The 20,252-nt window shown below is 42.0% G+C and carries 18 protein-coding genes; 2 read left to right on the plus strand and 16 right to left on the minus strand.

Going from position 1 to position 20,252, the window contains the following annotated elements; genetic code table 11:
• Positions 1–2: 2 nt before the first annotated feature.
• From F7D47_RS03520 to lptB, 9 genes are all read right to left on the minus strand, one after another.
• Complete coding sequence (locus tag F7D47_RS03520; RefSeq protein ID WP_022121325.1) at positions 3–1,604, minus strand: OstA-like protein; 1,602 nt, start codon at positions 1,602–1,604, stop codon at positions 3–5.
• A gap of 50 nt (positions 1,605–1,654) precedes the next feature.
• Positions 1,655–3,109 carry a peptidylprolyl isomerase gene (locus F7D47_RS03525; RefSeq protein ID WP_153086046.1) on the minus strand — a complete coding sequence of 485 codons (1,455 nt, stop codon included), beginning with the start codon at positions 3,107–3,109 and terminating at the stop codon, positions 1,655–1,657.
• Positions 3,110–3,128: 19 nt separating this feature from the next.
• Complete coding sequence (locus tag F7D47_RS03530; RefSeq protein WP_022121323.1) at positions 3,129–4,115, minus strand: peptidylprolyl isomerase; 987 nt, start codon at positions 4,113–4,115, stop codon at positions 3,129–3,131.
• A gap of 14 nt (positions 4,116–4,129) precedes the next feature.
• Positions 4,130–5,614, minus strand: coding sequence for an IMP dehydrogenase (gene guaB, locus F7D47_RS03535; protein WP_022121322.1), 1,485 nt, complete (start codon positions 5,612–5,614; stop codon positions 4,130–4,132).
• 103 nt (positions 5,615–5,717) lie between these two features.
• Complete coding sequence (gene recQ / locus F7D47_RS03540; RefSeq protein ID WP_117728554.1) at positions 5,718–7,898, minus strand: DNA helicase RecQ; 2,181 nt, start codon at positions 7,896–7,898, stop codon at positions 5,718–5,720.
• A gap of 76 nt (positions 7,899–7,974) precedes the next feature.
• On the minus strand, positions 7,975–9,204 hold the full coding sequence (gene clpX / locus F7D47_RS03545) for an ATP-dependent Clp protease ATP-binding subunit ClpX (protein WP_117695001.1): 1,230 nt from the start codon (positions 9,202–9,204) through the stop codon (positions 7,975–7,977).
• Between the two features lie 65 nt (positions 9,205–9,269).
• The gene (clpP, locus tag F7D47_RS03550; protein ID WP_006848346.1) at positions 9,270–9,932 is read right to left on the minus strand and encodes an ATP-dependent Clp endopeptidase proteolytic subunit ClpP; all 663 of its coding nucleotides are present in this window, start codon (positions 9,930–9,932) and stop codon (positions 9,270–9,272) included.
• A gap of 134 nt (positions 9,933–10,066) precedes the next feature.
• Positions 10,067–11,425: a trigger factor gene (gene tig, locus F7D47_RS03555; RefSeq protein ID WP_153086047.1), complete on the minus strand. Its 1,359-nt coding sequence runs from the start codon at positions 11,423–11,425 to the stop codon at positions 10,067–10,069.
• Positions 11,426–11,557: 132 nt separating this feature from the next.
• A complete protein-coding gene (gene lptB, locus F7D47_RS03560; RefSeq protein ID WP_022121319.1) occupies positions 11,558–12,382 on the minus strand; it encodes an LPS export ABC transporter ATP-binding protein in 825 nt (274 codons plus the stop codon).
• A 133-nt stretch (positions 12,383–12,515) separates the two neighbouring features.
• Here lptB and F7D47_RS03565 point away from each other — a divergent pair, with 133 nt between their 5' ends.
• Both F7D47_RS03565 and F7D47_RS03570 read left to right on the plus strand, forming a co-directional pair.
• Entirely contained in the window at positions 12,516–13,262 is a 747-nt protein-coding gene (locus tag F7D47_RS03565; RefSeq protein ID WP_153086048.1) for an MlaE family ABC transporter permease, read from the plus strand.
• A gap of 3 nt (positions 13,263–13,265) precedes the next feature.
• Complete coding sequence (locus tag F7D47_RS03570) at positions 13,266–14,039, plus strand: ABC transporter ATP-binding protein (RefSeq protein WP_153086049.1); 774 nt, start codon at positions 13,266–13,268, stop codon at positions 14,037–14,039.
• A 69-nt stretch (positions 14,040–14,108) separates the two neighbouring features.
• Here F7D47_RS03570 and F7D47_RS03575 read toward each other — a convergent pair whose 3' ends face one another.
• The 7 genes from F7D47_RS03575 to F7D47_RS03605 all read right to left on the minus strand — a co-directional run bounded on the left by F7D47_RS03575 (position 14,109) and on the right by F7D47_RS03605 (position 20,126).
• Entirely contained in the window at positions 14,109–14,507 is a 399-nt protein-coding gene (locus F7D47_RS03575; RefSeq protein WP_118200187.1) for a hypothetical protein, read from the minus strand.
• 39 nt (positions 14,508–14,546) lie between these two features.
• Positions 14,547–15,860 (minus strand): ribosome biogenesis GTPase Der, encoded by a 1,314-nt coding sequence (gene der / locus F7D47_RS03580; protein ID WP_117694991.1) that lies wholly within the window; start codon positions 15,858–15,860, stop codon positions 14,547–14,549.
• Between the two features lie 221 nt (positions 15,861–16,081).
• The gene (era, locus tag F7D47_RS03585) at positions 16,082–16,963 is read right to left on the minus strand and encodes a GTPase Era (protein ID WP_006848354.1); all 882 of its coding nucleotides are present in this window, start codon (positions 16,961–16,963) and stop codon (positions 16,082–16,084) included.
• Positions 16,964–17,109: 146 nt separating this feature from the next.
• Complete coding sequence (locus F7D47_RS03590; RefSeq protein WP_006848355.1) at positions 17,110–18,123, minus strand: beta-ketoacyl-ACP synthase III; 1,014 nt, start codon at positions 18,121–18,123, stop codon at positions 17,110–17,112.
• Entirely contained in the window at positions 18,123–18,308 is a 186-nt protein-coding gene (gene rpmF / locus F7D47_RS03595; RefSeq protein WP_006848356.1) for a 50S ribosomal protein L32, read from the minus strand. Before rpmF ends, F7D47_RS03590 begins: the two co-directional genes overlap by 1 nt.
• A 28-nt stretch (positions 18,309–18,336) precedes the next feature.
• Complete coding sequence (locus tag F7D47_RS03600) at positions 18,337–18,855, minus strand: YceD family protein (RefSeq protein WP_153086050.1); 519 nt, start codon at positions 18,853–18,855, stop codon at positions 18,337–18,339.
• 104 nt (positions 18,856–18,959) lie between these two features.
• Positions 18,960–20,126 (minus strand): sensor histidine kinase, encoded by a 1,167-nt coding sequence (locus F7D47_RS03605; RefSeq protein ID WP_153086051.1) that lies wholly within the window; start codon positions 20,124–20,126, stop codon positions 18,960–18,962.
• Between the last annotated feature and the right edge of the window lie 126 nt (positions 20,127–20,252).

A 20,252-nucleotide genomic window follows, 5' to 3' on the forward strand; every position in this document is an offset into this window, starting at 1 on the left:
AATCAGTCAGTCAGTTTCTGAAGTGGAGCTTCATGACGCTTAATGTTCTTGAGTTCGGAGCCCTTGGATTTACCACGCCATACAAAGATATCATTCTTATCTTTAGGACGCAAATCCTCGAACCAGGCAAAATTGTTAAGTTTATATTTTGCCGGCGGAATCTGCGTCATAGGATACATGGTAGACGTAAACTTATTGGTCCAGATTTTCTCCATCTTCCTGCCCGGTCCCATATACATGCGCATGGTATCGGTCTCCAGATAATTCAAGCCAATGAGCGAACTGTCCTTATCATCCGTCATATAATAGATGGTCTGCACATTACCGATAGACTCTCCTTGTTTAATCTCACCTTTTTCAAAGTAAGATTTCATCTCAGAAGAACTGATCTGATTGAAATGAACACTATCCGGCATCTGCTCTACAGACAGCGCCTGTCCGATGACATGGGCAAAACGAACGGTAGAGTCGTTCATGAAGACCAGAATCTTCTCACCCAGCAACTGACGGTTTCCATTCCAGACGATAGGATCCTTATACATGGTCATGCAGGAATCCTGAGAATTGAAAACCAGGGAATCGCAGATGGCCTGCATATCCAGGCGATAGGCACGGACCTTAGGATAAGCATGCACCTTACGGTATACCGAATCGGTATTGATATGGAAGGTATTGATACGCATGGTATCAGAATGAACCCAAAGGGTATCTTTCTGCGAATAGTCAATCGCTACAGGATTGCGGGTGGCAAAGCCATTACCGGTTTTCTCGTTGTAACGCAGATAATTGCAAGTCAGGGAATTTTTATTTTTCTTGTCTACATAAACCACATTGCCATATCCGGTACTCTCCCCATCCTTTACATAATAGAGCGTATCACCCGTAAGCGTCTTGTCTTTATCTACAACCGTAGAGCGCCCGTAAAGCTGCGCTCTATCGGTCTTGGTATCATAATATCCATTTTCAGTCTTGACAACACTTGCACCGGAAACAATCTTAGAAGGTCCTACCATGTGAGCCTTTGACTTACGGACATCGTAATACAAAGTATCGGTGGTAACAACATCCTTTCCGCTGCGCAACTTGACATTATAGACAAACTTAGCCTCACGCGTTTCGGTATGATACTCACCCCAATCGGCAACCAGCTTATCCTTACCATCAATCAGCGTTCCGCCATCAAAGAAGTTTGCCATATTATACAAGCGGTCGAAATCCAAGCTATCAGTACGCAAAGTCTGCCGACGATGATGCAAGACCACATTCTTGCGTGCTCTCATCATCTGCATCTGCCCATCATACTCTGCTCTATTACAAGTGAGTGACAAGGTGTCTCCCTGCCGGTAATGGACATGTCCGAAAGCTTTCACGGAATTAGAAGCCTGATAGAAATACGCGCTGTCACAGGTAAGATGACTGCCCTGATGCAAGAAAGAGACCTTACCTTTCAATATTTGGGCATCAGGATTATTACCGAACATATCATAGTACAATTCATCTGCATGCAAAAGATATACGCGGTCACCATGAGGGCGTTTTCTGGCATGCTTCTTTGGAGCCTGCATGGCTTGCATCAGACAAAACCCAAACAGGCATAGAATCATAACCGATATGATTCTATGCCCTCTGATATGATTATTTAATCTTTTATTTATCATTTAATCCAACCTTGATATTCAAACTTACAATCCTTATAGCGATCGTTCATACGAACATAAGTCTGCTTGATTTTATTGACTACCCAATCGTGCAAGGTCTGGGCACGCTCCTTAGCCAACACTACATCCTTCATCACCTGAAAATCTTCGGTAATAGTAGCTCTATGTCCGTCAACACGGCTTACCAGTTTTACCAAAGCACAAGTGGTTTTACCCTTGGAATTCACCATCGTGAAAGGTGCAGAAACCTCACCTACCTTCATTGTATCTACCGTACGGGCAACCTCGGTAGGCAGATCCTTCATCTGGAAGCGGGAAGTTCTTGACTGGTCAGGAGTAACATTGGCCATCAAACCCTTGTTGTTGCGGGTATCCTTATCATCAGACAATGCTTCAACAGCCTGCTCAAAGGTAAACTTAGCGGCACGGATATCATTACCGATAGAATCCAGACGGCCGATAGACTTATCAATAGCATCTTGAGAAACCTGAGGCTTGAGCAGGATATGGCGACACTTAATCTTATCACCACGCTTATCAATCAACTGGATGATATGATAACCAAACTCAGACTCAACAATCTTTGAGATTTTCTTAGGATCGGTAAGATTGAATGCTACATTTGCAAACGCAGGATCCAACATACCTCTACCGATATAATCCATCTCGCCACCCATACGGGCTGAACCCGGATCCTCAGAATAAAGACGAGCCAAAGTAGCAAAAGAAGTCTCCCCCTTATTCACACGGTCAGTAAACTCACGCAACTGATTTTTCACACGGTTAATCTCCTCAAGAGGAATACGTGGCTGCATGGTAAGAATCTCAACCTCTACCTCTGTAGGAACAAAAGGGATACTGTCGGCAGGTAAATCCTTAAAGTATTTACGTACCTGAGCTGGAGACACCTTGATATCCTTCACCAGTTCCTGCTTCATCTTCTGAATCAGCTGTTGGTTTTTGAAATCATCATGCATCTGCTGGCGCATCTGGGTGATACTTTGCTTGCGATACTCCTCCAGTTTTTCACGAGAACCAATCATGGAAACCCAACTGTTGATCTGTTCGTCGATACCATTCATGACTTCTGACTCAGATACTTCGATACTATCGATAGCTGCCTGATGGAGAAACAGTTTCTGAACGGCAATCTGCTCAGGAATAGAACAGTCTGGGTCACCAGTATATTTAATACCTTCAGCCTCAGCCTGCAAACGGGTTACCTCGACGTCTGACTTCAGGATAGCCTCATCGCCGACAACCCAAATTACCTCATCAACCACACTACCCTCATTGATTTTCTGAGAATCGGCAGCAGCTTGTTGCTTGATATTTGCAGAATCAGCCTCATGAGCCAAAGCACTACGGCTTGCTCTTGTTGCACTAGCACTTATTCCTACTATCATCAGCAGGGTTATAAATGCCATTGTCATTTTATATCCAGTATTCATGTATTGTTTCTATAATATATTAATGTATATTGAGAGTGGTCAACATGCTATGGAAAACCACCACTTTATATTTCTTCTTCAATTGTGCGACCCATTGTTTCTCTAACGAGTCTTGATAGTCAGCAAGTACCACATCCGGGTATTCGCCATTCCGGGGCAGATTAACCTTCATCTTCTTCAGGCGCTTCATTTCCCATTTGTATTTTTTCTTATTCTTGGCATAGAAGGCAGCCAGACCTTTTTTATCAGCAGCAGCCTTATCCCAAATATTACGCTGGCAGATTTCATTCAGCAAAAGGTTTTCTACTTCCTCCTGCTGCTGGTAGGTTCCCCGACAATTTTCTACCTTAGCATCAGCAACATATTTTTTCAGATTACCATCATCATGTTTATCCAGCAACTTGACGATATGATAACCAAACTCAGACATAAACGGTCTACTAATCTCACCCTTTCGCAGAGAGAAAGCTACTTTTTCAAAAGCCTGCACAGTCTGACCTTTTGTAAACCATGCCAAAGTCCCCCCATTGACCGCAGACCCTTTATCATCAGAACACTTTTTTGCCAGGTCTGCAAAATCTGCACCTTTGCAAAGAGCCTGATAAATAGAATCGATTCTTCTTTCCACCACCTCCTGTTCCTGGTAAGATGCTTTCTGTCCCAATCTCAAGAGGATATGTGCAACATGAACACTGCCTTTATCGGGCATCAACTCGCATGACTCGACATCATCATATCGTTTCAACACACGCCTGATATTAGGCAACGTATCGAGATGAGCATCCTTAGCAGCTTGCACTTTCAGCTTATAATCAACAAAGCCATCGGTAAACACCTTGACACTTTTAGAATCAACCGTATTTCCCAAATGATTTTTCTGATAAAAGTACTCAAATTCCGACTTCTTGACAGATTGACCATCAATAATCATAACAATTGGGTCGGTATGAGCAAAAGCAATGCTCCCCGAAAGGAGCATTGCCGCTATAAGTGCATAAAACTTCATATTTCCTAATTATATTATTCAGGACGGCTATAGTTAGGAGCCTCACTAGTGATAGTGATATCATGTGGATGACTCTCCAACACACCTGCATTTGTGATACGAGCGAACTTGGCATTGTGCAAGTTCTCGATGGTAGCAGCACCACAATATCCCATACCAGAACGCAAACCACCAATCAGCTGGTAGATGACCTCCTGGACAGTTCCCTTGTAAGGCACACGACCAGCGATACCCTCTGGAACCAATTTCTTGACATCCTTGGTATCACCCTGGAAGTAACGGTCCTTAGAACCATTCTTCTGTTCCATAGCCTCCAAAGAACCCATACCACGATAGCTCTTAAACTTACGGCCATTGAAGATAATGGTATCACCAGGACTCTCCTCGGTACCAGCAACCAAAGAACCGATCATGACGCAGCTACCACCGGCAGCCAAAGCCTTCACAACATCACCTGAGTAACGAAGACCGCCATCAGCTATCAAAGGCACACCAGTACCCTTAAGAGCAGAATATACATCATAAACAGCACTCAACTGTGGAACACCAACACCGGCAACCACACGAGTAGTACAGATAGAACCAGGACCGATACCTACCTTAACACCATCAGCACCATTCTCTACCAAATACTTGGCAGCCTCACCAGTAGCCACATTACCTACCACAACATCTACCTGTGGGAAGGCAGCCTTAACTTGCTTGAGTTTCTCAATTACACCCTTAGAGTGACCATGAGCAGTATCGATAACGATAGCATCAGCACCAGCCTCAACCAAAGCCTTGGCACGATCCAATGTATCTACAGTAACACCCACACCGGCAGCCACACGAAGACGTCCCTTGGCATCCTTGCAAGCCATAGGTTTGTCCTTAGCCTTTGTGATGTCCTTGTAAGTAATCAAACCTACCAGGTGATTTTCGTTGTCAACTACAGGGAGTTTCTCAATCTTATTCTCCTGCAGGATGGCAGCAGCAGCAACCAAGTCGGTCTGGATGTGAGTGGTAACCAAATTCTCGCTAGTCATTACCTCATCAATCTTCTTGTCCATGTGGCGCTCAAAACGAAGATCACGGTTGGTAACAATACCTACAAGATGATTTTCATCATCTACCACAGGAATACCACCGATATGATAATCATGCATCATATCAAGAGCATCCTTCACTGTACTGCCACGACGGATGGTGACAGGGTCATAAATCATACCATTCTCAGCACGCTTCACAATAGCGACCTGACGAGCTTGCTCCTCAATGGTCATGTTCTTGTGAATTACACCGATACCACCTTCACGAGCGATAGCTATCGCCATTGAAGCCTCAGTAACGGTGTCCATCGCTGCTGTAACGAATGGAACGTTCAACTCGATGTTACGAGAGAACTTGGTTTTCAACTCTACCTGTTTTGGTAGTACCTCTGAATACGCAGGGATAAGAAGGACGTCGTCGTAAGTGAGACCGTCCATTACAATTTTATCTGCAACAAATGATGACATATTGTAACCTTTAAAAATTTATTGCGTGCAAATTTAGCAATAATTTCTCAGATAGAGTTCGCTTTTCACGAAAATCTTACCTTATTAATGCTATTTAACGTGATTAGTTGGCTTGTTCGGACAAAAACTTGATTCTGACGAGTCGAATTTCGTCTTCATTGTAGTCTTCACCCAATTCATCTTGAGCCGCATTCAAATCATCAGTATCGCTCTCCATGAAGTAATCGTAGATGTCATCTACATGGTCATCATCCACAACTTCCTCTATGAAATAATCGATATTCAGCTTGGTACCGCTGTAAACGATTGCCTCTATTTCGTCAAGCAATTCTGAGAAATCCAAACCTTTTGCTTCTGCCAAATCATCAAGATCTATCTGGCGGTCTATGCTCTGAATGATGCTTACCTTCAAGACTGATTTCTTGGCAACTGTCCTGACACGTAATTCCTCAGGACGCTCTATCAGATTCTCTTCACAATACTGATTGATCAATTTACAGAACTCCTTACCATACCTCTTTGCCTTACCGGCTCCAACTCCCTGTATGTTCTGCAATTCCTGCATATCTACAGGATACATCGTTGCCATCTGTTCCAGAGAAATATCCTGGAAAATAACATAAGGCGGCAATTTATGCTTCTTTGCTACTGTCTTACGCAAGTCTTTCAACATGGAGAAAAGTGTCTGATCCAAAGCACCTGTATTATGCTCGCTCAGAGGCGCTCCATCAAAATCATCAGAGAATTCCTTATCGGCAACGATCATGAATGATTCAGGATTCTTAATGAAACGCTTACCCGCAGCTGTCAACTTCAAAAGGCCATAGTTCTCTACATCTTTCTTGAGATAACCGGCTATCAACGCCTGACGGATAACAGGATTCCAAACTTTAGCATCCATATCTTCTCCTGCTCCAAACTCCTCCAGTTCATCATGCTTGTGAGAAACGATATCATCAGTAGCACGTCCCTTTACAAAATCGATGATATATTCCTGACGGAAATTCTCCTTCACCGCAGCAACAGACTCCAAAACAACGAGCAGCGCATCCTTAGCCTCGAATTTTTCTGTAGGATGCAAGCAGTTGTCGCAGTTATGGCAGTTTTCTTCATGATATTCCTCACCAAAATAATGAAGCAACATTTTTCTGCGACAGACAGACGATTCTGCATAGGCAGCCGTTTCCTGCAACAACTGTCTGCCGATATCCTGTTCTGCTACAGGTTTATTCTCCATAAACTTCTCCAGTTTTCTGAGGTCTTTACGGGCATAGAAGGCGATACAGATGCCCTCACCGCCATCACGGCCAGCTCTACCCGTTTCCTGATAATAACCTTCCAAGCTCTTGGGTATATCATAATGAATAACAAAACGGACATCAGGTTTATCGATACCCATTCCGAAGGCGATAGTAGCAACAATGACATCAATACGCTCCATCAGAAAATCATCCTGGGTTTGAGAACGGGTAGCCGAATCAAGACCGGCATGATAAGGAGCTGCTTTGATTTCATTGGCTTTCAACACCTCTGCCAATTCCTCTACTTTCTTACGGGAGAGACAATAGATAATACCACTCTTTCCTTTGTGTTGACGAATAAACATGATGATCTGACGATCGATATCCTTGTTCTTCGGGCGCACCTCATAATACAAGTTAGGGCGGTTAAAAGAACTCTTGAATTCTTTGGCATCCATGATGCCTAAGTTTTTCTTGATATCAGTACGTACCTTATCTGTTGCAGTAGCTGTAAGCGCTATCACAGGTGCAACACCTATTTCGTTAATAATAGGGCGAATACGACGATACTCTGGTCTGAAATCGTGTCCCCACTCAGAGATACAGTGAGCCTCATCAATGGCATAGAACGAAATCTTTACTGTTTTAAGGAACTCAACATTATCTTCTTTCGTCAAAGATTCAGGTGCAACATACAGGAGTTTGGTCGTACCATTGAGAATATCATTCTTCACCTTCTCAATAGCCGACTTATTCAATGATGAATTGAGATAATGAGCCACGCCATCACTTTCACTCAAACCATTAATAACATCTACCTGGTTCTTCATCAAAGCAATCAGAGGAGAAATCACAATAGCTGTGCCCTCCATAATGAGCGAAGGCAACTGGTAACACAAACTCTTACCGCCACCTGTAGGCATCAATACAAAAGTATCATTGCCACTCATCAAATTTCTGATGATTGCCTCTTGATCACCCTTAAACGAATCGAAGCCGAAATAATGCTTCAACTGTCCTGTAAGATTAACCTGTTCTGTCATATCCACCTATTATTATATTATATATGTCTATATATACGATTAAATAGCATTCAATTGGGCGAAAAGCCCAACTGATTTATGCTGTTTCCAACTGTCCGAGATGAGATTTATCCAACTGTTGCTTGGTATACTCCAGCGTAACAGTGAATGATTTAACCTTCTCTGATGGAATCTCAAACATAGCATCCATCATCACAGCTTCAACAATTGAACGAAGTCCGCGAGCACCCAATTTATACTCTACCGCCTTATCTACGATATAATCGAGTGCTTCCTCATCAAACTTCAACTTGATGCCATCCATCTCAAACAATTTCTGATACTGCTTGACAATTGAATTCTTAGGTTCAACCAAGATTTTGCGCAAAGCCTCCCTATCCAACGGATTGAGATAAGTAAGCACAGGCAAACGGCCGATAATTTCAGGTATCAAGCCAAAAGACTTCAAATCCTGTGGAAGGATATACTGCATCAAATCCTTCTTATCTATCTTAGCTACATTCTGAACCGAATTATAGCCTACTACGTGCGTATTCATACGCTGAGCTATTTTACGCTCAATACCGTCAAAAGCACCACCACAGATAAACAGGATATTCTTGGTATCTACATGGATATAATCCTGATCAGGATGCTTGCGTCCACCCTTAGGCGGAACATTAACCATGGTACCTTCCAAGAGTTTCAACAATCCCTGCTGTACACCTTCGCCACTCACATCACGCGTGATAGAAGGATTATCGCTCTTGCGGGCTATCTTATCAATCTCATCAATGAACACAATGCCCCTTTCTGCTGCAGCCACATCATAATCAGCAACCTGCAACAGACGCGACAAGATGCTTTCAACGTCTTCACCCACATAACCTGCTTCAGTAAATACAGTGGCATCAACAATGGTGAAAGGAACATCCAACATCTTAGCTATTGTACGCGCCAACAAGGTTTTACCTGTACCGGTACTACCAACCATGATGATATTACTCTTTTCGATTTCTACACCATCTTCATCCTTTGGCTGCTGCAAACGCTTGTAGTGGTTATATACAGCGACAGCCAAATTGCGCTTAGCCTGATCCTGACCGATGATATATTCATCCAGGTATTTTTTGATCTCTACAGGCTTTGGCACCTCTTTGAGAACAAACTTACCCTCCCCAGCTTTAGGAGCCAATACCCCTGTAGACTGTATAATTTCATAAGCCTGCTTAGCACAATCTTCGCAAATGAAGCCATTGATACCCGTGATGAGTAATCTGACTTCATTTTCTGATCTTCCACAGAAGCTACATACTTTCTTTGGCATATTATAATTATTATCTCTTCTTGCGCACCTTATTATATATACGCATATTTACTTAAAACAATTCGTTATTTACGAACCAACACATTATCTATCATTCCATATTCCTTGGCTTCTTCAGCTGTCATCCAATAGTTACGGTCGCTATCAGCATAAACCTTATCATAAGGAGTATGAGAATGGTCAGAAATGATAGTATACAATTCCTTCTTCATCTTCAAGATTTCGCGAGCCTCAATCTCAATATCAGAAGCCTGACCCTGCACGCCTCCTAATGGCTGGTGAATCATGACACGGCTATGAGGCAAAGCAGAGCGTTTACCCTCCTGGCCAGAAACGAGCAGCACGGCAGCCATAGAAGCAGCCATACCTGTACAGATAGTAGCAACATCGCTAGAGATAAACTGCATGGTATCATAAATACCCAAACCGGCAGTAACGCTACCACCAGGACTATTCAAATAGATAGAAATATCCTTGCCACTATCTACAGAATCAAGATACAGCAATTGCGCCTGCAATGTATTTGCTGTGTAGTCATCAATCTGTGTACCCAGGAAGATGATACGATCCATCATCAAGCGAGAGAAAACATCCATCTGAGTAACGTTCAACTGACGCTCCTCCAAGATGTAAGGGTTCATATACTGAGCCTGTGCCTTAATAACATCATCAAGCACCATACCATTCATACCAAGATGCTTGGTTGCATATTTTCTAAAATCGTTCATATCTATATAGTATTTTACGTCTTAAATCATACGAAAAAAGAGGTTATCGACCCTTATTTCTCGTTCGGTGGAACAAAGATAATAAAAAAAGTCGATAACCTCGTATTTATTTGAAGTTTTTTTTCAAAAAAATGTTATTCCTGCATCATCTTGTTGAAATCTTCTACAGAAATCTCCTTTTCGTTGAGTTTTACAGCTGTTTTCAGAGCTGCAGCCAACTTACGGTCGATAGAGCGATCTACAAGTGCATCTGTAGCGTCACCCTTCTTGAGGATTTCCTTAGCATAGTTCTCAATGTATTCCTCAGGAATGTTGTTCATACCATACTGAGCGAACTGAGCACGAGCAGCCTCCTTAGCTGTCTCCATCAGGTCATTGTCATCAACCTTGATATCCTGAGCCTTGATAAGCTGCTCCTTGATAAGATGCCATGTCAACTCCTTGATGCTCTCAGCATAGTTCTTCTCTACGAACTCCTCGCCCTTATCCTTGTTGTTAGCCAACATGATACGCTTCAAGAGTGCATCTGGGAACTGCAATTCACCAACCTTCTTCTCGCAGTGCTCGCGAACGTCGAGGATAAACTTATAATCTGAGTCGTTAACGAGCTGTGCCTGCAAGCCCTCTGCAATCTTAGCGCGGAAAGCAGCCTCGTCCTTCACGTCAGTATCCTCACCGAGAACCTGCTTGAAAAGTTCCTCATTGATCTCGTGCTTCTTGAAACGCTGGATTTCTGTAATCTGGAAGCTGAACTCTGACTCCAAGTCCTTAACAGCTTCACGCTCAATCTTCAGGAGTGAAGAAACCTCAGTATCGTTCTCTGGATAAGCCTTCTTAGGGTTGAATGTGATTACATCACCGAGCTTAGCACCGTTGAAGAGATTCTTCTGCTCGTCAACCTTGATGTAGCTAGGCATCAGGATAGCACCCTCTACAGTGATACCACCTTCCTTGGTATTGCCATTTTCATCAAGCTCACGCAAGTCACCCTTCAAAAGGTCATTCTCCTCGTACTTCTCAGCCTTCTCATAGCTACCTGCACGCTGAGCGTACATATCAATCTGCTGATCGAGAATCTTATCATCAACTGTGATGTTATAATAATCAACCTTGTCGCGACCATTGAGAGTTACCTTGAACTCTGGAGCAACAGCGATATCAAACATAAATGTGAAAGAAGTACCATTCTCCAAGTCAGCTGGCTCCTGCTTCTCTGATGGGAGAGGCTCACCGAGCATCTGGATATTGTTGTCCTGTACATACTTGTAAATCTGCTGACCAACGAGCTTGTTGATAGCTTCCATTTTTACAGATGGACCGAACTGACGCTTAATCATACCCATAGGAGCCTGACCAGGACGGAAACCTGGAACATTAGCCTTCTTACGATAATCTTTCAATGTCTTCTCGACATCATTCTTGTAATCTTCCTCTTCGACAACGAGGGTCAAAAGACCATTAATCTTGTCAGGATTTTCAAATGAAATTTTCATCTTGATATTTGTTATTTTATTATTGTTAATATTTTCTTTAATTCTACAGTTTTCGTGTATAACCGCAATTGGCTTGCAAAATTACACATTTTTAATGGATATACCTAATATATAAGAGAAAAAAATGATTTTTTAACCATCAGTCGCTGCTTCTTTGGCTCTTTTTTGCTCATCTATGAGCTGAAAGTCCTTCTTTCTGAGCACAAAACTGTTACTCAGATACTTTTCGCGCACAATCTTATTCTCTGCCAATTCCTCCGGTTTGCCCTGAAAAAGAATCTTACCTTCGAACAGCAGATAGGCTCTGTCAGTAATGGTCAGAGTCTCCTGTACATTATGGTCGGTAATCAAAATACCGATATTGCGATACTTCAACTGCCATACAATATGCTGAATATCTTCTACCGCAATAGGGTCAACACCAGCAAATGGCTCATCGAGCATGATAAACTTTGGGTCAATAGCCAGGCAACGGGCAATCTCTGTACGGCGGCGCTCACCTCCGGAAAGCTGGTCACCCTTATTCTTACGAACCTTATTGAGACGAAACTCGCTAATAAGACTCTCTAACTTCTGCAACTGATAACTACGTGGTTTTCCTGTCATTTCCAAGACTGAAAGTATATTGTCCTCAACACTCATCTTGCGGAAAACACTGGCCTCCTGAGGCAGGTATCCGATTCCCGCACGGGCACGTTTGTATACAGGAAAATCAGTAATTTCCTGATCTCCCAGAAAGACATGTCCCTCATTAGGCACAACAAGTCCAGTTGTCATATAGAAAGAAGTTGTCTTACCAGCACCATTAGGTCCCAGTAATCCCACAATTTCTCCTTGCTTCACATTGATAGAAACTCCATTGGCAACCGTTCGTTTACCATAGCGCTTCACCAATCCCTCTGTTCGCAAAACCAGAGAATTCTGATTTTGCTGTTCGTTATTGTTAATTTCGTCCATAATTAGCTAATTTGGCTGCAAAAATACTAAAAATAAAGGAAATATCGCTTATAAAATCAAAAACTATTCATAATATTGCAGTTTTTTAGAGGATTTTGGTTAATTTTGCAGCAAAATTCAGTTTTATAATAGCATGTTAATAGAAAAATGGCTTACCACCTTCGGTAAATATCTCATATTGATGGGACGTTCTTTTTCCCGTCCTGAGCGCATGCGCATGTTCTTGAAACAATACATCAAGGAGATGTCGCAATTGGGTATTGACTCTATTGGTATCGTTTTACTGATATCCTTCTTCATTGGAGCAGTTATCTGCATCCAGATGAAATTGAACATTCAGAGTCCATGGATGCCACGATGGGTTTCAGGTTACACCACTCGAGAAATCATGCTTTTGGAGTTCTCATCAAGTATCATGTGTCTGATTCTCGCAGGTAAAGTGGGCTCTAATATCGCTTCGGAGTTGGGAACAATGCGTGTCACCCAACAGATTGATGCCCTTGATATCATGGGAGTGAACTCTGCATGTTACCTCATTCTGCCTAAAATTCTCGGTTTGGTTACCCTCATGCCATTCCTGGTTATCTTCAGTTCTGGCATGGGTATCATCGGCGCCTATGGAACGGCATATATTGGGCATATCCTACCACCAGATGATCTGACACTCGGCTTGCAGCATTCATTTAACCAATGGTTTGTATGGATGAGCATTATCAAGAGCCTTTTCTTTGCATTCATCATTTCCAGCGTATCTTCTTATTTCGGTTATACCGTAGAAGGTGGATCTGTTGAGGTTGGAAAATCGTCAACCGATGCTGTTGTCTGTTCTAGTGTTTTGATTCTGTTTTCAGATGTTTTCCTCACTCAAATTCTCTCGTAAACTATGATAGAAGTTAGAAATCTCACCAAGTCGTTTGGCGACAAGGTTGTATTAGACAATATAAACGTCACCTTTGAAACAGGAAAGACTAATTTGATAATCGGACAGAGCGGTTCCGGAAAGACCGTACTCATGAAGAATCTCGTAGGATTACTTCAGCCTACAAGTGGCGAAGTTCTCTACGATGACCGTGACTTCACCCGGATGTCGAAAAAAGAAAAAGTTCTGATGCGCCGCGAGATGGGAATGATTTTCCAAAGCGCAGCCCTGTTCGACTCTTTGAATGTACTTGAGAATGTCATGTTTCCACTTGATATGTTCTCTACCATGAATTACAGGGAGCGCGTAAAACGGGCTCAGGAATGTCTTGACCGCGTCAATCTGATAGAGGCTCAGCAGAAATATCCCGGAGAAATCTCGGGTGGTATGCAGAAACGAGTAGCTATTGCACGTGCCATAGTAATGAATCCGAAATACTTGTTCTGCGATGAGCCAAACTCAGGTTTGGATCCAAAGACCTCACTTGTGATAGATGAACTGCTTTCAGGCATCACCAAAGACTATAATATGACTACTATCATCAACACCCACGACATGAATTCGGTGATGGGCATTGGTGAAAACATCAGCTTTATCTACCAAGGTCATAAAGAATGGCAAGGCAACAAAGATGAAGTGATGACCTCAACAAACGAGAAACTCAACGATTTAGTCTTTGCTTCCGATCTCTTCCGCAAAGTAAAGGAGGTGGAGCTGGAAGAAGCTAAAAACAAATAAAACAGTATCGTTCAAAAAAAGCCATCAGCCCAGAAACTGGCTGATGGCTTTTTTATTACAAAATAAATACTATCTCATTTTCCAGGCATCCTTTACCTCTACCATAGGTACCACAATCTGTTCTTTAGTACTGTCACCATACACCACTTGCAAAAAAACATCAGCAACATGATGCGCTGTATCAGCTTTTGCATTCAGAACATTCACCTTAACCATACCTTTATGTTCATCTTGCTGCTGTTCAACAAACATTTTGGCATTCATCAGCAATTGATCCTGATAGCCATTTGGCAACCGATAAGGTTGATTGTAACCATCTACAAACTCCTTATACTTGCCCTCTAAAAGCAAATCATAATATCCCTTGGCTGCAATACCTGCAAGATAGCCAGGATCAGATTTCTCCTCCCTACAGGAAGAAAAAAACAATCCCATCATGAATATCATAAAAATCAAAAGTTTCTTCATTTTTATACACTTTGATTCAGCATTCTTCGCTTCATTTATTTACTTCTGACGAATGAAGACGTTGATAGGACAGCCATGTAATGACCAGTTCTCACGAATCTTATTCTCCAGGAAACGGCGATAGTTCTCCTTGACATACTGAGGCAAGTTTGCATAGAACACAAACGAAGGAATCGTTGTATTAGGCAACTGGGTGCAATACTTAATTTTGATATACTTACCCTTTATGCTCTGTGGAGGATATGCCTCGATAATAGGCAACATCACCTCATTCAACTTAGAAGTTCCAATATGAGCCTTACGGTTCTGGTAAACTTCCTTGGCAGTTTCCAATACTCGGAAAATACGCTGCTTAGTCAAGGCTGAAGCAAAGATGATAGGAAAGTCTACGAATGGAGCCATACGCTTGCGGATTGCATTTTCAAAAGTATCAATTACCTTCTGATTCTTCTCCTCAACCAAATCCCATTTGTTTACAACAACCACCAAACTCTTGTTGTTCTTCTGAATCAACTGGAAGATGTTCATATCCTGGGTTTCGATACCACGGGTAGCATCAAGCATCAGGATGCAGACATCACTATTCTCGATGGCACGGATAGAACGCATCACTGAATAGAATTCCAAGTCTTCGCTTACCTTGTTCTTACGACGGATACCAGCTGTATCAACCAGGTAAAAATCGAAACCAAACTTATCGTATCTGGTATAGATACTGTCACGTGTAGTACCTGCAATTTCTGTCACGATATTACGATCCTCACCAATAAAAGCATTGATAATACTACTCTTACCAGCATTCGGGCGACCTACTACCGCAAAACGAGGAATATCTTCTTCGATTGCCTCCTCAGGATTGTCCTGAAGTTTGTCCAGAATCATATCAAGCAAATCACCAGTACCACCACCTGTAGCAGCACTGATACACTGAGGATCCCCCAAGCCTAACTTGTAGAACTCAGCAGCCTGATAATACTCTGCGCTGTTATCAACCTTGTTAGCAACAAGGATAACAGGCAATTTGGCACGACGCAAAATAAGCGCCACGTCTTCATCCCAATCAGTAAGGCCAGTGTTAACGTCTACCAGGAAGAGAACCAGGTCAGCCTCTTCGGTAGCAACAAGCACCTGCTTGCGGATAGCATCTTCAAAAATATCATCAGATTTTACAACCCAACCACCGGTATCAACAACCGAAAATTCTCTACCATTCCAACTGCACTTACCATACTGACGGTCACGAGTAGTACCGGCAGTATCACTAACGATAGCGCGACGTGATTGAGTCAAACGATTAAATAAAGTAGACTTACCCACATTAGGGCGTCCTACAATAGCTACTAAATTTGCCATAAACAGTCATTATCCTCCTTCCTTTTAGGAGGTATTCAAGGATGTGGTCTCTGCATCCAAGTTAATAATTTGCCGAAGCTGACCTTGCTCCGGCCCTCGCTCTTTTGGCGAGAGTCACTCCCTCGATTACATTCAGGGAGGAGTTATTTTAGTTGATAGTTTACAGTTGATAGTTTATAGTTATTAAGGGCGTCTTTAAACTATTAGCTCTTAACTATCAATTATTCCGGATTATATCCAAAGGCATCAAGTTCTCTCTGAGAGCTGCGCCAATCCTTATCAACTTTTACGAAAGTCTCCAAGAAGATTTTCTTGTCGAAGAACTTTTCCAAAGCCTTACGACTCTCGGTATTCACCTTTTTCAATGCGATACCCTGGTGCCCGATGATGATACCCTTTTGGGAATCACGTTCAACATAAATCACCGCATTAATGTGGATACGTTTTTCATCTTCCTTAAATCGCTCCACTCTTACCTCTACAGAATAAGGTATTTCCTTATCATAATAGAGCAAAATCTTTTCTCGGATAATCTCTGAAACGAAGAAACGGGCAGGCTTGTCTGTCAGCTGATCCTTATCAAAGAAAGCAGGAGATTCCGGCAAGAGTTCCTTAATGCGCTTCAAGAGCATATCCGTTCCGAATTTATTCTTCGCTGAGATAGGAAGAATCTCTGCATTAGGCAACAAAGAGTGCCATTTTTCAACAATATCACCCAACTTCTTCGGATCACTCTGATCAATCTTGTTGATGAGCAAGAGTACAGGAATCTGCATTTTCTTAACCTTTTCCAAGAATTCCATGTTCTTTTCAGGGTTTTCTATCACATCAGTCACATAAAGCAGCACATCTGCATCCGCCAATGCACTCTCAGAGAAGGCAAGCATCATCTCCTGCATCTTGTAATTAGGCTTCAAAACACCAGGAGTATCAGAAAATACAATCTGCATATCATCAGTATTCACAATACCCATGATACGATGACGGGTTGTCTGAGCCTTAAAAGTTGCAATACTAATACGTTCACCCACCAATTGATTCATCAAGGTACTTTTTCCCACATTAGGGTTACCTACTATATTAACGAAACCAGCTTTATGCATAAAAAATTGAATTTAGCAAAATTTTACTATCAAGAAGTTAAGCTCTATTGTTTTTAAGCTAAAGAAACGCATCCTTACTTATTTATAGAGAAATAAGAAAGATGCGTTTCCTTATATAGATTATTATTCTATCCTATTTTTATAGATTACTTTCCGTAAGCAGCGCCATCATATGCCCACTTATAGAAAGAAGCGCCATGTACAAATCCTGCACCAAATGCTGTGAAGATGACGTTATCGCCCTTCTTCAATTGGCTTTCAGCATCCCAGAGTGCCAATGGAATTGTTGCTGCACTAGTATTTCCATAATGATCGATGTTTACAACCACCTTATCAAGTGGAATTCCAGCACGCTTGGTTACTGCCTCGATAATACGGAGATTAGCCTCGTGAGGAATTACCCAGTTCACATCATCAGCCTTCAGATTGTTCATTTCCATGATCTTCATCACGTCGTTGCTCATATCTGTTACTGCGTAACGGAATACAGTACGACCTTCCTGATAAAGATAGTGCAGGCGATGATCAACTGTAAAATGTGATGGAGGGCAAACAGAACCACCAGCCTTCATGTGAAGGAAAGGCAAACCTTGTCCATCTGTACGAAGGTATGAGTTCTGAACACCAACGTTCTCCTCTTCAGTTGCCTCCACCAAAACCGCACCTGCTCCATCTCCGAAGAGAACACAAGTAGCACGGTCTGTGTAATCTACCAATGAAGACATCTTGTCAGCACCAATCACAATAATCTTCTTGTATCTACCACTCTGAATCATGCTTGCAGCAACATCAAGGGTATACAAGAATCCACAGCAAGCTGCAGAGAAGTCAAATGCGAAAGCATTCTTCAAGCCCAGCTTACCGAGGACAATAGATGCTGTAGAAGGGAACTTGTAGTCAGGTGTCGTGGTTGTTACAATCAGTGCATCGATTGTATCAGGATCAACGCCAGTCTTCTGAATCAACTGCTTGGCAGCTTTACGCGCCAGATAGCTGGTTCCGAGGCCTTCCTCTGTAAGGATACGGCGCTCTTTGATACCCACACGGGTGGTAATCCACTCATCTGTAGTATCTACCATGCGAGACAATTCCTCGTTGTTGAGGATATAGTCTGGCACGTAGCCACCGACACCTGTAATTACAGCATTAATTTTACCCATTATTCAGCTGCTTCCTTAACGATTGCAACCTTACCACGATAGTAACCGCAAGTAGGGCAAACAGTGTGGTATACATAGTATGCACCACAGTTAGGGCAAACTGCCAATGTAGGAGCTACTGCCTTATCATGAGTTCTTCTCTTAAGTGTACGTGTCTTTGACTGTCTTCTTTTAGGATGTGCCATAATTTTTAAATGTTTAAAATTTTAATTTTTATTTTTTCAATTTCAATAGAGCTTCCCAGCGTGGATCTACAGTTTCCTCTTCTTCCTCACCGCTTCGGGCGGCAGAATGCTCATTGAGCTTTTCAATCATAGCAGGGTTGCATTTTCCAGGTGCATGCACATGCTTGATGGGAATATTGAGATCTATAAATTCATAGATAAACCAGGCGACATCGAGTATTCCTTCGTTCTCGGCCACAGTCACCAGATCATCATCCTCTGAGTACTCTTCTCCAAATTTTACGACTAGCCTGTCATTAGTTTCAATGGTTTGATCCATATCGTCCAGACATATGTCGCATGGTATGTGAACCACTCCCTCAGTATGGAAATTGAGTTCGAAGAAGTCGTCCGTCCTATTGACAGACAGACTACTTGACAACTCGCCTCTCTGAACATCAGGAGCATCGATTGCCTCAAAATATTCATTGGTAAGCTTAAATTCCTTTTCGGTTATCCCTTGAGGTAAAGCTTTCAAATCAATCTTAAAAGAATCTATGTTACACATATTCAATATATACTATATTGTTTCGGGCTGCAAAGTTACAAATAATTTTTGAGATAAAATAATTTTTTATGTAAAAATCACTAAAATCACTCATTATTAATTGATTATTCTTTCTTTAACTCGATTCTGAAGGTGGTTCCATGCCCAATTTCTGTACTTTTCACCCATATTTTACCATGATGGTATTCTTCTACGATTCGTTTAGCTAGTGATAAACCTAAGCCCCAACCTCGCTTTTTGGTAGTAAAACCGGGACGGAATACATTCTTCAAATCCTTTTTTCTTATACCATTTCCTGTATCTGAAACTTCTATAATAGCTTTATCAGCTGTTTCTTCCACATGGAGCGTAATCTGTCCACCATTTGCTCCCATAGCATCAACAGCATTCTTCGACAGATTTTCTACCACCCATTCAAAGAGAGAGGCATTCATCTTAACGATAACATCCTGTTCAGGTATTTTCTTCACCATTTTAACATTCTTCGATGTTCGACGATCCATGTAGTCTATAACATGATTCATCACTTCGTTCAAACTTGCAGGAACAGGTTCTGGCAGGGCACCTATCTTTGAGAAACGGTCTGCTATCAGTTGCAAACGTTGGATATCCTTGTTCATTTCAGGAATGAGTTCGTCATCCGGATAATTCATCTTCAGAATTTCAATCCAAGCCATCAGACTGGAAATTGGAGTACCCAACTGATGAGCGGTTTCTTTAGACAACCCCACCCACACCTTATTCTGTTCCGCTCTTTTGGAAGTAAGCAAAGCAAAGATGGCAATAACCACAAAGAGCATGACTACCCCCAACTGAATATAAGGATAAGCTGACAGACGTCGTATCATAAGGGATTCATCATAGCAAACCTGAATATAGTCATGCGTTGAATCATCTAGTTCAATTTTAATATTCTTGCCTTGTTTCAAGAGTCGCTGACCGATGGCAGAAGCATAAGCAAGGGAATCTGTATAATCTTTCCCTTCCACATCAACATTACGAAAAGTCTGAGCATGGTTTTCAGAATCCATTACGATAACCGGAATGGAATTATTTTCATTGATAACCTTCAATACCAAGTTCAAGTCAGTATTCTCATCGGCATTATTGAGCGTACGCATAGCTTCAGCCCAAACCGCCATACGGTTGCGCTCCTCTTCAGCTAAATCATGAACCAGAAAATGGGACACAACAAGAGAGGCGACAGCAATAAACACTGCCGCTATCACCAAAAAAATCTTCACCTGTCGTATTCTATCGGTCCAAATCATGCTGCAAAGATAATAAAAATCCGTGTAATCAACGTCATCTGCTGATAAAAAACATCTTGAGCAGATAAAAAAAATCGAGTAGGAGGAAAACGAAGTAGTTTTCCTCCTACTTTCGTTTTCCGACCT

It is taken from the genome of Segatella copri, assembly GCF_009494835.1.
Classification (GTDB): Bacteria; Bacteroidota; Bacteroidia; order Bacteroidales; family Bacteroidaceae; genus Prevotella; species Prevotella copri_F.